This window comes from Phycisphaerales bacterium (genome assembly GCA_040217175.1).
Taxonomy (GTDB): Bacteria; Planctomycetota; Phycisphaerae; order Phycisphaerales; family UBA1924; genus JAHCJI01.
The window spans coordinates 221,555-235,110 of the sequence record JAVJNT010000002.1 but is presented as its reverse complement, the minus strand read 5'-3'; the positions used below and the strand labels follow the sequence as shown (position 1 = coordinate 235,110).

10 protein-coding genes are annotated in these 13,556 nt (G+C 67.8%); 2 read left to right on the top strand and 8 right to left on the bottom strand.

The genetic code is table 11. From position 1 onward, the window contains the following. Positions 1-46 precede the first annotated feature (46 nt). Complete coding sequence (gene gap / locus RIA68_08045) at positions 47-1,078, bottom strand: type I glyceraldehyde-3-phosphate dehydrogenase (protein MEQ8317390.1); 1,032 nt, start codon at positions 1,076-1,078, stop codon at positions 47-49. A gap of 183 nt (positions 1,079-1,261) precedes the next feature. Between gap and RIA68_08040 the strand changes: the two genes are divergently transcribed. Both RIA68_08040 and acs read left to right on the top strand, forming a co-directional pair. Beyond that, a complete protein-coding gene (locus RIA68_08040; GenBank protein ID MEQ8317389.1) occupies positions 1,262-2,029 on the top strand; it encodes a hypothetical protein in 768 nt (255 codons plus the stop codon). A gap of 88 nt (positions 2,030-2,117) precedes the next feature. After that, entirely contained in the window at positions 2,118-4,142 is a 2,025-nt protein-coding gene (gene acs / locus RIA68_08035; GenBank protein ID MEQ8317388.1) for an acetate--CoA ligase, read from the top strand. Between the two features lie 21 nt (positions 4,143-4,163). Here the strand turns inward: acs and egtD are convergent, their stop codons facing one another. The 7 genes from egtD to RIA68_08000 all read right to left on the bottom strand — a co-directional run bounded on the left by egtD (position 4,164) and on the right by RIA68_08000 (position 13,544). After that, complete coding sequence (gene egtD / locus RIA68_08030; GenBank protein ID MEQ8317387.1) at positions 4,164-5,198, bottom strand: L-histidine N(alpha)-methyltransferase; 1,035 nt, start codon at positions 5,196-5,198, stop codon at positions 4,164-4,166. Continuing rightward, positions 5,199-6,551 (bottom strand): ergothioneine biosynthesis protein EgtB, encoded by a 1,353-nt coding sequence (gene egtB, locus RIA68_08025; protein MEQ8317386.1) that lies wholly within the window; start codon positions 6,549-6,551, stop codon positions 5,199-5,201. 115 nt (positions 6,552-6,666) lie between these two features. Then, on the bottom strand, positions 6,667-8,160 hold the full coding sequence (locus tag RIA68_08020; protein ID MEQ8317385.1) for a glycine betaine ABC transporter substrate-binding protein: 1,494 nt from the start codon (positions 8,158-8,160) through the stop codon (positions 6,667-6,669). Beyond that, on the bottom strand, positions 8,157-8,906 hold the full coding sequence (locus RIA68_08015) for an ABC transporter ATP-binding protein (protein MEQ8317384.1): 750 nt from the start codon (positions 8,904-8,906) through the stop codon (positions 8,157-8,159). Before RIA68_08015 ends, RIA68_08020 begins: the two co-directional genes overlap by 4 nt. Positions 8,907-8,937: 31 nt before the next feature. Next, complete coding sequence (locus RIA68_08010; protein ID MEQ8317383.1) at positions 8,938-11,067, bottom strand: SpoIIE family protein phosphatase; 2,130 nt, start codon at positions 11,065-11,067, stop codon at positions 8,938-8,940. Further along, the gene (locus RIA68_08005; protein MEQ8317382.1) at positions 11,064-12,104 is read right to left on the bottom strand and encodes an AAA family ATPase; all 1,041 of its coding nucleotides are present in this window, start codon (positions 12,102-12,104) and stop codon (positions 11,064-11,066) included. The genes RIA68_08010 and RIA68_08005 overlap by 4 nt, the downstream gene beginning before the upstream one ends. A 36-nt stretch (positions 12,105-12,140) precedes the next feature. After that, positions 12,141-13,544 (bottom strand): hypothetical protein, encoded by a 1,404-nt coding sequence (locus RIA68_08000; GenBank protein MEQ8317381.1) that lies wholly within the window; start codon positions 13,542-13,544, stop codon positions 12,141-12,143. Positions 13,545-13,556 lie beyond the last annotated feature (12 nt).

The following is a 13,556-nucleotide window of genomic DNA, read 5'->3' as shown; positions in this document are numbered from 1 at the left end:
TATACCCGGAAGCGGCGTTTCCCATACCCCCGTTTGTCCCGTTGGCCTATTCCCGGCTCATCACGTACCGAGCCATGTCGACGCAGCGGTTGGCGTAGCCGGCCTCGTTGTCGTACCAGCTCACGACCTTGAAGAAGCGGTCGTTGAGCTCGATGCCGGCGTCGGCGTCGTAGATGCTGCTGTGCGGGTCGCCGATGAAGTCGCTCGAGACGACAGGTTCCTCGGTGTAGTCGAGCACGCCCTGCATGGGGCCGGTCGCGGCGGCCTTCATGGCGTCGTTGATGGCCTTGAGGCTCGTCGCCTTGGCGGTCTTGAAGGTCAGGTCGACGCAGCTCACGTCGGCCGTGGGCACGCGGAAGCTCATGCCGGTGAGCTTGCCCTTGAGCTGGGGCAGGCACAGCGTGACGGCCTTGGCCGCGCCCGTGCTGGCGGGGATGATGTTCATGTAGCCGTTGCGGCCGCCGCGCAGGTCCTTCTTCGAGGGGCCGTCCTGGGTGGGCTGGGTCGCGGTGACTGCGTGGATGGTGGCCATGAGGCCCTCGTCCAGGCCGAAGGCGTCGTCGATGACCTTGGCGATGGGCGCGAGGCAGTTGGTCGTGCAGCTCGCATTCGAAATGACCTTGTGCTTGCCCGGGTCGTACTGCTCGTGGTTCACCTTGTAGCACAGCGTGGGCACGGTGTCGGTGGTCTTGGTGGGGGCGCTGACGATGACACGCTTCGCGCCGCCGCCATCGATGTGCTTCTGGGCATCGGGCCCGGCGGTGAAGAAGCCGGTGCTCTCGATGACGACGTCGACGCCAAGGTCGCCCCACTTAAGGTTCGAGGGGTCGCGCTCCTCGAAGACCCTGGTCTGCTCGCCGTTCACGCTGAAGCCCGAGTCATTGACCTGGACGTCGGCCAGCTTGCCGTCGATGCGGAAGCGGCCGTGCATGGTGTCGTGCTTGAGCAGGTAGGCCAGGTTGTCGGCTGGCACCAGGTCGTTGACGCCCACGACCGTGACGTCCTTGCTCTGTGCCGCGATGCGGTAGACCAGGCGGCCGATGCGTCCGAAGCCGTTGATGCCCAAGCGGATAGCCATCGCGCGAATCCCTCCCGAAAGTGGCGTTGGAGCCCTCGTGCCACCTCCGACAGGTGCAACCCAAGAGCGAGCCGCATGGTAGGTGGGAGGTAGGACTGGGGTCTGGGCCTGGAAGGGCTCTGCCTGCTACGGTCCGGTCCGCCACGAGGGGATCCGCGGGGCGATCTGGGGGGAGCCAACGTCGTGACAGCCGAGAAGATCTGCGTCGTCTGCGGGGCCGATTGTGCCGCTCGCCCACGCTTGAAGGATTCGCAGGGCCGCTACGCGTGCCAGTCCTGCGTCGAGGCCAAGCGGCGCCCGCGGCAAGCCGCCAAGGCCAAGGCCAAGCCCACCGAGCCCGTCAAGGCCCCCAAGCCCGCGGCCGCCCCGAGCGCCGGAGCGGGCGACGCCTTCGACATGGATCAATTCCTTGGCACCGTCCACACCGCCGACGCGAATCCGTGCCCCAAGTGCGGCATGGGCCGCGCAGCCGACGCCGTCGTGTGCATGCAGTGCGGGTTCGACTCGGCCGCCGGCCGGGCGATGAGCACCAAGGTCGGCAAGGACAAGCCGAAGAAGGTGCGCAGTGCGCCGCGCCTCTCGGGCGGGTCGGTCTCGCTGATCATTATCGGGGCGATGCTCGTCCTGCTCCCTCTGGTGGCGCTCGTGTCGCCTGAGGCGGCGGCCATTGCCCTCATCGCCACGATCATCTGGAATCTCGTGGCCTACGCCTACATGGTCGGGGCGGCGTTCCGCGACGACGACAAGTTCTGGGGCTGGCTGGGGATCTTGTTCTGGGTGCCGCTCGCCGGGCAATTCTGCGTGCTCGCGTTCGTCTTGTATTACTGCACGATCGGCAGCCATCGCGGGATCCGGAAGCTGAACTACTGGGCGTCGTTCTTCGCCCAGTTGCTCATCGTCGGCGTCCTCTTCCTGAACAATCCGGACATGTTCACCGAGTCCACGCCCTGATCGACCTACGGACGCCGGCCCCGCTCAGAGCCCCGTGCGGCATCGATGGGGTTTGGCAGAGTCGGTGAGGGGCTGATATGCTGCCGGCATGGCCACCAGCGACAGCAATCCTCCCACGAGCCAGGACATCCAGAGCAGCCTGCACGAGGACCGCGTCTTCCCGCCGCCGAGGGCGTCGGAGGTCGGCAGCGCCCCCTGGCACGTCGATTCGCTCGAGGACTACGAGGCCGAGCATCGCCGATCGGTCGAGGATCCTGAGGCCTATTGGCGCAAGATCGCCGAGCGGCTGGAGTGGATGGAGCCCTTCGCGAGCGTGCTCAGGGGTGGCTTCCCGGAGCCGACCTGGTTCGAAGGCGGCAAGCTCAACGCGTGCGACAACTGCGTCGATCGCTTCGTGCGCGAGGGTCACGGCGACGACGTCGCCATCCTGTGGGAAGGGGAGCCCATGGACGGCGGGGCCCCCGAGGTCCGCCGACTCACGTACAGGGACGTCCAGGAGCAGACCGCACGGCTCGGCAGCGCCCTGAAGAAGCTCGGCGCGACCAAGGGCGAGGTCGTGACGATCTACATGGGCATGGTGCCCGAGCTCGCCATCGCCATGCTCGCGTGTGCCCGCATCGGCGCGCCCCACTCGGTCATCTTCGGCGGCTTCAGCAGCCAGGCCATCGCCGATCGCGTGCGCGACGCGAGCTCGCGGATCATCCTGACCTGCGACGGTTCGTGGCGCCGGGGCAAGATCGTGCCGCTGAAGGACAACGTCGACGACGCCATCGAGAAGATGGGCCAGGGTTCGCCGGTGACGGGCGTCGTCGTGCTGCGTCGTTGCGACAACGAGGTGGCGATGGTCGACGGCCGCGACCACGACTGGCGCGACCTGACCGAGGCCGCCGAGCCGGACTGCCCCTGCGAGCCCATGGGCAGCGAAGACATGCTGTTCCTGCTCTACACCAGCGGCTCGACGGGCAAGCCCAAGGGCATCGTGCACACCACCGCGGGCTACCTGCTGTACACCGCCCACACCGCCAAGCACGTCTTCAACCTGACGCCCGGCCAGAACCAGATCTACTGGTGCACGGCCGACTGCGGCTGGATCACCGGGCACAGCTACATCGTCTACGGCATCCTGCCCAATCGCGTGCCGACGCTGATGTACGAGGGCGCGCCCAACGAGCCGCACGAGGATCGCTTCTGGGACGTCGTCGAGCGGCACGGGGTCACGCATTTTTACACCGCGCCCACGGCCATCCGCGCCTTCATGAAGTGGGGCGACGAGCACCCTGCCCGGCACGACCTGACCTCGCTCCAGGTCCTCGGCACGGTGGGCGAGCCCATCAACCCCGCGGCGTGGACGTGGTACCGGGACGTCATCGGCAGCGGCCGCTGCCCGATCGTCGATACCTACTGGCAGACCGAGACCGGAGGCCACGCCATCACGCCCTTGCCTGGCGCCATCGCGACGCGGCCCGGCTCGTGCACGCGGCCGTTCTTCGGCATCGATGCCGCGGTGGTGAAGACCGACGGGACCGAGTGCGACGCCGATGCGGGCGGGCTCATGGTCATCCGCAAGCCCTGGCCCGGCATGCTCCGCGGCGTCTTCGGCGACCGCGACCGATTCATCGAAACGTACTTCTCGACCGTCAAGATCGACGGCAAGCCGGTGTACACGGCCGGCGACGGCGCACGCAAGGACGCCGACGGCAATTTCTGGATCATGGGCCGCATCGACGACGTCATCAACGTGAGCGGCCATCGCCTCGGCACGATGGAGGTCGAGAGCGCGCTGGTCGCGCACGACGCCGTCGTCGAGGCGGCCGTGGTGGGGGTGCCCCACGAGATCAAGGGCACCGGCATCGCCGCGTTCGTCACCCTTGCTGGTGGGAGAGAGCCCAGCGACGACCTCAAGAAGGACCTGGGCGCCTACGTCGCCGACGCCATCGGCCCGATCGCCCGTCCCGATCAGGTGCGCTTCGCCGAGGCGCTGCCCAAGACTCGCAGCGGCAAGATCATGCGACGCTTGCTCCGCGCGATCGCGGCGGGCGAGACGGAGGTCAGCCAGGACACCTCAACGCTCGAGGACTACACGGTGCTGGCGAAGCTGCGGGGCGATGAGTGAGCAGTTCTATCGGCGGCTTGACTATGCATCGGCCGATCGGAGCAACGCGATCGTGAACCACGCCTGCTCGTCGCTCCACGTCGCTTCCACGCCCAGCCCGGCGCTCGCGGCAAGGCGTTCGATGCGCGGCAGGTCGTACTTGTGGCTGCTTTCGTTCCACAGCGTCTCGCCTTCGGCGAATTCGAACCGCTGGCCGGCAACCGTGATGGCATGGGCCTCGCGCGCCACGAGGTACATCTCGATCCGTGCGTGCTCGGCGTCCCACCTTGCTTCGTACTCGAACTTGGCAGGGTCGGCGTCGGCACCGAGCTCGCGATTGAGGCGTTCGAGGATGTTCAGCTCGAACGCCCGCGTGACGCCCGCGGCATCGTCGTAGGCGGGCACGAGCACCGACTCGTCCTTGATGCGGTCGAAGCCAATGAGCAGGCTGCCGTCCTCGCCCGCCAGCGTCGCGAGAGCTTGTAAGAGCTCTTGCTGCACCTCGGGCAGGAAGTTGCCGATCGTCGAGCCGGGGAAGAAGACCAGCCTCGGGTGGAGGTCTGCCACGCGCTGCGGCACGCTGATGGGCCGCGTGAAGTCGGCCCACAGCGGCACGATCTCCAGGCTCGGATGCCGGCCCGCCAGCGTGCGCGCCACGCGGCGGAGCTGCTCGCGCGAGATGTCGACCGGCACCATCGCACGCGGCGACGCCATCGCCTCGATCAAGATCTCGACCTTCTCGCCCGCGCCGCTGCCGGGCTCGACGATGGTCGCACCGGGCCCAACGGCGGTCCCGATTTCACCGGCGTGCCGGCGGAGCAAGGCCATCTCGGTCCGCGTCGGGTAATACTCGGGCTGCTCGGTGATCTGCTCGAACAGCGCCGCACCAGTGGCATCGTACAGGTACTTGCTCGGAATCTGCTTCTGTTGCTGGGCAAGGCCCTGCAGCACGTCGGCTCGGAACGCCGCGAGTTCCTGGTCACGCCCGCGAGACTCAAGCGAAGTCGTGTCGCCTTGCGCAGCGTCGAGATCGAGCACGACGGCTCGGCGCTCTGCGTTGGTGTTGGTCATGGTCATTCAGGCAGTATCTTTCGCGAGGCGCAGGCCGCTGAACTGCCAACGCTTGTCGGGGTGGAAGAAGTTTCGATACGTCGGCCGGATGTGGCTCGACGCAGTGGCGCACGAGCCGCCACGCAGCACGTACTGGCCGCTCATGAACTTGCCGTTGTACTCGCCGAGCGCTCCGGGCTCGGCCGCGTAGCCGGGGTAGGGGTCGTAGCCGCTGCGGGTCCACTCCCAGACGGTGCCGAACATGCCCTCGAGCTCGCCCGGGCCGGCGTGGTCCTCGGCGTCCAGAGCAGTCGGATGGAAGACGCCGCGCTCGAGCATGTGGGCCGTCTCGACGGCGTCAGTCCACGACGCGTCGGTCCGCTCGAGGTCACGCAGGCATGCGGCCTCCCACTCGAATTCCGTCGGCAGCCGCGCGCCGGCCCAGCGTGCAAACGCCTCGGCCTCGAAGAAGCCGACGTTCGAGAGCGGCTCGTTGGGGTCGACGTCGCGCTCGCCGTGCATGGTGGTGACGCGCCAGCCGCCAGCCGGCCCGCACCGATCGCCATCCGGCCTGATCCAGTACATCGGCGCTTCCCAGCCCTCGCGTTTCACCGCCGCGGCGCCCTCGTCGAGCCAGAGGTGCTCTTGCTGGTAGCCACCGTCCTCGATGAACTCGATGAACTGGCCGCACGTCACGGGCCGGCTCGCCAGCGCGAAGGGCCGCAAGAAGACCTTGTGCATCGGCTGCTCGTTGTCGTAGCAAAAAGACGGACCATCGCATCCGATCCACAGCAGGCCGGCCTCAAACTCGACCCACTTGGGTGGCCGTTGACCGGCCCGATGGTCGGCCGGGCCGGCGAGATCGTCGCGCGGGTCGTAAGCCTCGCACGCCACGCCGCACCAGAGTGCATGGCGAATGTCCGTGAGCAGGAGTTCCTGATGCTGCTGCTCGTGGTTGATGCCGATCTCGGTGATGCGTTGCGCCTCGTCGTCCAGGTGGTCCGACGCGAGCAATGCCATCATCCGCTCGTCGACGTACGCGCGGTAGTCGAGGACGGCCTGGAGCGACGGCCTGGTCATCAGCCCGCGAGAGTGGCGGGGCTGGCGATCGCCGACCTGCGTGTAGTAGCTGTTGAAGAGGTAGGCAAAGCGATCGTCGAAGCGCCGGTCGGGCTCGACGCGTGAGAGCACGAACTGCTCGAAGAACCACGTGGTGTGCGCCAGGTGCCACTTCGCGGGGCTCGCGTCCGTCATCGATTGGACGACGCAGTCCTCGGGCGTCAACGGACGACGGAGAGCGTCGGTCGCGGCTCGCACGGCCTCGTACCGCTCCGCCAGCGAGGCGCCGACGAGGGGCGCTCGTGCGATGCTGATTCCCATATCGCCCGTCCTTTCGCGTGGGGGCGTGTCGGATCGCATCAGGCTAGCGCAAGCATGCGGCGCAATCACCCCATCGCCCGGACATAGTGGATTCTCCGAGAATCGTGAGGAACTTCTAACGTCTGCGAGCCCCCGCGGGCGAGAGAACGCGTTCGAGCCCATCGAGCAACAGCGTCAGCGCCACCGCCATCAACGCCGCAGGCACGAGTCCCGCCAGGATGAGCACGGTGTCGACGCGACGGATGCCCGCAAGGATGGGCACGCCGTATCCGCCCGCCGCGATGAATCCTCCGAGCGTGGCGGTGCCGACGTTGATCACCACCGCCGTCTTGATGCCCGCGAAGATGCTCGGGAGGGCGAGCGGCAGTTCCACGTCCAGTAGCATCCGCCCGCGGGGTAGGCCGAGCGAGCGTGCCGAGTCGCGGACCGATTGCGAGATCTGCGTGAGCCCCGCGTGCGTCGTTCGCACGATCGGCAGCAGCGAGTACACGAACAGCGCGATGATCGTGGGAATCTGTCCGGTGATGGCGAGCAGGCTGACCAACAAGGCCAGCAACGCCAGGCTCGGGATGGTCTGCAGGATGCCGCTCACGCCCAGCACGACCTGCTCGAACTTCCGCGAGTGCGCGGCAACCACGCCCAGCGGCACGGCGATCGCGATCGCCAACAGCATCGAGACGCCCACCAGCACCGCGTGCTCGGCCGTGCGCCGGGGAATCTCGCCGACCGCCTGGCGGATACGCTCGTTGAGGGTCAGTGCGCCGCCAGCGATGCCGCCCGTGTCAAAGTAGTTGCGTGCCACGTCGCGCTCCTCGCGGCCCTCCACGTCGACCTGGGCGTTGAGCGACGACATCGCCGCTTCGTCGAGCACGCCAGTGAGCGACTCGATCGCGACGATCGCCTCGGGCATGCGTTGGGCAAGGTCGATGCGGTAGATCCAGACTGCGTCGTAGCGGGGAAAGTGGCCAAGATCGTCGGAGAGCACGGTGATGCCCATGCTCTGGATCTTCGCATCGGTCGTGTAGATCTCCTTTGCGTCGATGGCCCCGCTGCCGAGTGCCTGGTAGCCCAGGTCGTGGTCGATGCCCTCGATGTCGGTCTGCGGCAGGCCGTAGGCGTCGCGCAGTGCTCGCCATCCATCATTACGCTCGATGAATTCATTCGTGAATCCGAAGGTCAATTCCGGAGCATTCCGCAGATCGCTGATCGTGCGGAGTCCGTACCGCTCGGCAGTGGGGGGCATGACGCCGATGGCATACGTATTGTTGAAGCCGATGGGCTCGCTCATGGCCAGGCCAACGCCCGCCAGCGCGTCGCGCAGCTCGGCCTCCGTCGTGAGGCCTTGATCGGCGAAGACCTCGCGTAGCAGCGTGCCCGTGTACTCCGGGTAGACGTCGACCGCGCCCGACCTGACTGCCTCGAACACCAGCCGCGTGCCGCGGAGCGATGACTTGTGCTCCACGCGCAGGCCGTCGCGGGTTGCCCGCTCGGCGAGCATCTCGCCCAGCAGCACCGACTCGGTAAAGCTCTTCGATCCGATCGTCAGCGTTTCTTGGCCTTGGGCCACGGCGGCAACGCACAAGATCAAGAGCGCGATCCGGCCTCTCACGACGCGGCCCCTTGCAGCCCGTGCAGACGCCGCTGAGCGCTGACGAATCGCCGCACGAAGTCGCTGGCCGGCTCGCGCAGCATCGCCTCGTGCGGACCGTCCTGGGCGATCTTGCCCTCGTGCAGCAAGACCACGCGGCTGGCCAGGTGCTGCGCCTCGGCCAGGTCGTGCGTCACCAGCACCACCGTCTTGTCGAGGCGGTCGAATAGCTCCTTGAGTTCGTCCTGCAAGTCGGCCCGAACCATCGGGTCGAGGGCGCCCAGCGGCTCGTCGAGCAGCAGCGCCTCGGGATCGTTCGCCAGCGCCCGCATGAGTGCGACACGCTGACGCTGCCCACCGCTCAGTTCGTGCGGAAGTCGAGCCAGCAGTGATGCGTCGAGTTGCACGAGCTCTGCGAGTTCGCGTGCTCGCTGACGCGCATCGGCCCGGCTCCACCCAAGCCGCCTCCCCAGCAACGTGGCGTTCTGCTGCGCGGTGAGGTGCGCAAAGAGCCCGCCCTCCTGCACGACGTACCCGATGCGCCGCCGCACGGCCGTCAGCAACGACGGCTCCAGCGGACGGCCATCGAACGCGACCTCTCCCGCGTCGGGCTCGATGAGCCCATTCATCAGCCGCAGCAGCGTCGACTTGCCGCAGCCGCTGGGCCCGATGAGCGCCACCGTCGTTCCGGGCTCGATGGTCAGATCGATCCCGTCGAGCACGACCGTCTGCCCGAAGGCCTTGTGGATGCCGCGGAGCGCGAACATGCCCGAGGCTAGCGCGCTGCGATGGTCGATATCACGCGAGCTTCGCAACCACGAACGTCACATCGTCCTCGTGGCAGTGCTCGCCGCATTGCTCGGTGTGGTCGCTGCGGATCGCCTCGGCGATGTCCTGGGCCGATTTGCCGGCGTTCTCGCGCACGATCTGCTGCAGCCGATCCATGCCATAGAACTCGCCGTCGGTTCGCTTGGCTTCCCAGATGCCGTCGGTTGACAGCACCACGACGTCACCCTTCGCGAGCGGCTCGGCGTCGTACGTCTCGTAGGGCTTGGCCCCGAACAACCCCAGCGGGATGCCTCCGCCCGAGAGCTCGAGGAACCGGTCGTCCGCCGCACGATAGACCATCGGCGGTCCGTGACCCGCCGACGCCCACGACAGCCGCCCGCGCTGCGCATCGAGTACGACCAGCAGCATCGTCATGAAGCGCTCGCCGCCCGTGTCTTCGACGAGCAACTCGTTCAGGTGCGTAAGCAGCTCGCCGAGGCTCCCCGGCTCGTGGCAGCGGCTCCGGAGGATGCCGCGCGCCGTCGCCATCAGCATGGCCGCCGCCACGCCGTGGCCGACAACGTCGCCGATCGCCAGCGCCGCGCAGGAGTCATCCAAGCCTTCGATGTGAAGGTAGTCGTAGTAGTCGCCGCCCGTCTCGTCGCAATACACGCTGTGCCCCGCGACGTCGAGCCCTTCGACGTCAGGCGGGTCCTGCGGCAAGAGATTCTTCTGGACTTCCATCGCCAGGAGCAGGCTCTCTCGCAACCGCACGCGGTCCTTGAGATCCTCCGCCATCACGTTCACCGCGTCGGCGATGCGTCCGAGCTCGGCCGTCGCACCCGGTTCTACGCGCTCGTCCAACTCGCCCTCGCCCACGCGGCCGATCTCGCGCACGAGCCGTGAGACCGGGAGGGTGGCGAGCAACCCCAGCACCAGGCCAAGCAGGATCGTCGACACGAACGCGATGGTGATCGCCCGGTCGCTGCTGGTTCTCGTGGCGGCCAGGGGCTCGAGCAACTCGGCCTCGGGCAACGCCGTGATGATCCGCCAGTCGAGCCCCGGGGCCTCGCGGTAGCTCGACACCCGCACGAGCATCGGCGCCGACGCGATGACCGCCGTCGACGTCGTCGGCTGACGCCGGGGCGCGGGCTGGCCAGTGGTGCCGCCCGATGGTGCTTGTCCATCAGTGTCGTCGAGCGCCTCGCCCTGCCCAGCGACGATCCGAGCAGCGTGGTTGGCGGCATCGCGCACCCGGGCGTCGGGGCTCTGGGTGGCCAGCGGCGCAACGGGAAGCCCGTCGACCTGGGCGATGGTGGGTACCTCTTCGGGCGGCAGCGAGTGCGCGATCAGCCGGCCGCCCTCGTCGACAACCAGCACGAAGCCCGCCCGCCCCACGCGCAAGGTGCGCAAGAACGCGGAGAGGTCCTCGAGCCCGATCTCCGCCGAAAGGACGCCCAGCAGCTCACCGCGTCCGGCCTCGTCATCGGCCGGTGCGTGCACGGGCTCGACGAACGGCAGACCGAGGGTCGTCGCCTGACCGTCCACGTTGAGCCACGCGTACGGCTCGAGGAACGTCGCCCGATCGGCCTTCACCGCGCCCACATACCACGGCCGCACGCGAGGGTCGTATGGATAGCCGCCCGTGCGATCGATGATCTCGCCCGCGGCATCGACGGCGTACTCGACGACGAATCCGGTGTCGGTCGAGTCGTTGTCCGTGGCGGTCTGGGCATCGGCGACGGCGAACTCGGCATGCAGCTTGCCCGGATAGCGAAACACCCACGTGGCCCGGCCGTCGGTGCTGCCCCAGCTCAGCCCGCTGAGCATGTCCATGGCGGTGGTAAACTCGAACAGCGGCTTCCGCCAGGAGCGAAGGTCGCTGGCGTCCAGCCTGCCGCTGAGGATGTGGCCGCGCTGCACCCTCGTCGCCCGGGCCGGTGTTTCGAGAAGCGTGCCCAGGCGCTCGTTGATTCGGCCATGAATCTGGGACATCTCGGCCGCGTTCAGGCGCCGCGTCGTTTGGGCCGTATCCTCGATCCACAGCTCGACGAGCACCAGCGTCGCGAGCGCGACCGGCACGCCCATCAGCAGCGGCAGCAGCACGCGGATGGACACGCGACCAAGCAAGCCGCCGTGGCCCATCAGCCGTCGCTTCACACGCCCTCCACCGGCAGCGTCTGCACGATGTTCTCGACGATGGGGTCGCTATGCACGCCCTCGGCTTCGGCCTCGAAGTTCACGACGATGCGGTGCCGCAGCGCCGGAAGCGCGATGGCCTGCACGTCCTCGATCGCCACCGAGGGCCGGCCGTCGACGAGCGCCCGGCACTTCGCGCCCAGGATCAGCGCCTGTGCCGCACGAGGCGAGGCCCCGACTCGCACGTACTGGTTCACCATGGGCGTCGCGAACCGCCCGTCCGAGTCGCGTCCCTTCGGGTGGCTGCTGAGCACCAGGCGGATGGCGTAGTCGCGAACCCGGTCGGTCACGGCCACGCGGCGCACGAGCTTCTGGTGCTCGAGGATGGTGGCGGCATCGAGCACCGCTTCGGCGTCCTCGGCCGTCGCGCCCGTCGTGCGGGCGATGATCTCGCCCATCTCCTCGCGTGAGGCGTACCCGACCTGCAGCTTGAAGAAGAACCGGTCGAGCTGGGCCTCGGGCAGCGGATACGTGCCTTCTTGCTCGATGGGGTTCTGCGTCGCCAAAACGAAGAACGGCGCCGGCAGCTCGTGCGTGGTGCCCGCCACCGTCACGCGCCGCTCCTGCATGGCCTCCAGCAGCGCGCTCTGCGTCTTGGGCGTCGCTCGGTTGATTTCGTCGGCCAGGACCATCTGCGCGAAGATCGGCCCGCGCTGAAAGGCGAATTGCCGCTTCACGTGCCCGCCCGCCGTCTCGACCTCGTCGATGACCGTCGTGCCCGTGATGTCCGCGGGCATCAGGTCGGGCGTGAACTGCACGCGGCCAAAGTCCAGCGAGAGGGCGCTCGCCAGCGTGCGCACCATGAGCGTCTTGCCGATGCCCGGCACGCCCTCGAGCAACGCGTGCCCGCCCGTGAACAGGCACGTCAGCAGGCCGTCGACGATCTCCCGCTGGCCCACCACGACCCGGGCGACCTGGTCGCGTACGGCGGCGTAGTCGGCCCGGAACTTGTCGGCCGCGGCTTGCGTTGCTTCCGTCGATGTCGTATCCGCGTCCATGCAGGCTCCGTTGGCGTGCTCGTAGTTGGTCGAAGATCAGGGAATCGGCGTCTCGAGCTCTTCGCTCGCCGCTCCGGCCGCCTTGATGTCGGCCCAGGTCTTGACGGTGCGCGTCGAGAGGCCACGCACGGCTCCTTCGACGGCGCCCACGGTGCCGGCCGGGAAGCCCTTGGTCAGCACGACGGTATCGCCCTCAACGGTGACCCACGAGAGATCCCGCTCGGTCCCCACGCCGATCTCCAGCCGGCCGCCCTCGTCAAGTCGCTTCTGGCGGCCTGCCTCGCCCTCGAAGCGTCGTCCCTCGTGGTAGGCCAGCTCTTCGGCGAACTGCCGTGCATCGGCGTCGCTATCCCACACGCTGATCCACGCCGCCGCAAGCCGACCGTCGTCGTGCTCCCACACCTGGAAGCGGTCGCCGTCCCAGCCCTCGGCCGCCGCGATCGCATCGGGCGTGTTGCCCAGCAGCACCCGCGTCTGGAACTCGCCGAATGTGTTCTGGGCCACGGGCGTCCAGCCCAGGTCTTCGAACACGACCTCGGGCATCGTGATCGCAACCGGATCATCACGCTCGTCGCCCAGGTACTTCTCGATGTGTAGTAGCTGCTCGGTCGACAACGGCGGATCGTCGAAGGCCGCGTCCACGCTCTCGAAGCCGCCCCGCTGCACCATGGTCGTCACCAGCACGTAGCCGTGGATGTACGGGAAGATGAGCGTTTCCTTGAGGATGGCGGGCATGGCGTTGGCCTCGGCCCCCATCATGCCCCCGCCCGCGCCCATCATCGCGCCCATCGCGGCGGGATCTTGCCGCAGCAGGTTGGTCATGTCACCGTCGGCGTCCATCATGGCGCCCGTGCCGATGAGCGTGGCGTCGCCCTCGACCAGGGCCGTGAGCGCCAGCCGGACGTCGTCGTCGTCCATCGACAGGCCCATGATGGTGTTCAGGTCGTGGTGCTGGTCTTGCAGCGCGTGGGTGAACTCGTGCGTCAGGATGTTGCGCATCATCGGGTCCATGAAGCCCGGCGCACCCGCGGCCATCTCCCCGACCATCTCGCCCATGAATTCCTCGAGGTCATCGGGCAGGATCACGTGCTTGGCCTCGGGGTCGTAGAACCCGCCCGCCTGCGACACGACCAGCTTGATCATGTCCGTCAGCACGTCCGAGTCTCTCGGCACCAGGTCGAACGCCTTGTACCCGCGGTCGATCTGCACGCGCCACTCGGGGGGCATGTCGCGGTCGACGATCGAAAGGATCTCTTGCTCGATCTCCGCACGAGACATCAGCTCGACCGGCACGTCTTGCAAGAACAAGAGGCCGCGCATCTTCTCGGCCCGGGCCTTGCCCTCTTCGGCCCAGCGGCTGAGTTGCTCGGGATCGCTCCCCAATGCAGAGCCGCACGTGGTGACCAGGACAGCGGCAAGTGCAAGCGTTCGTACGATCATGGATGCCTCCGG

What these genes read in the sequence shown, in the direction of transcription:
- RIA68_08005 (MEQ8317382.1), bottom strand. Translation starts at nt 12,104, where the DNA reads ATGGACGCGGATACGACATCGACGGAAGCAACGCAAGCCGCGGCCGAC.
- egtD (MEQ8317387.1), bottom strand. Translation starts at nt 5,198, where the DNA reads ATGACCATGACCAACACCAACGCAGAGCGCCGAGCCGTCGTGCTCGAT.
- gap (MEQ8317390.1), bottom strand. Translation starts at nt 1,078, where the DNA reads ATGGCTATCCGCTTGGGCATCAACGGCTTCGGACGCATCGGCCGCCTG.
- RIA68_08015 (MEQ8317384.1), bottom strand. Translation starts at nt 8,906, where the DNA reads ATGTTCGCGCTCCGCGGCATCCACAAGGCCTTCGGGCAGACGGTCGTG.
- RIA68_08000 (MEQ8317381.1), bottom strand. Translation starts at nt 13,544, where the DNA reads ATGATCGTACGAACGCTTGCACTTGCCGCTGTCCTGGTCACCACGTGC.
- egtB (MEQ8317386.1), bottom strand. Translation starts at nt 6,551, where the DNA reads ATGGGAATCAGCATCGCACGAGCGCCCCTCGTCGGCGCCTCGCTGGCG.
- acs (MEQ8317388.1), top strand. Translation starts at nt 2,118, where the DNA reads ATGGCCACCAGCGACAGCAATCCTCCCACGAGCCAGGACATCCAGAGC.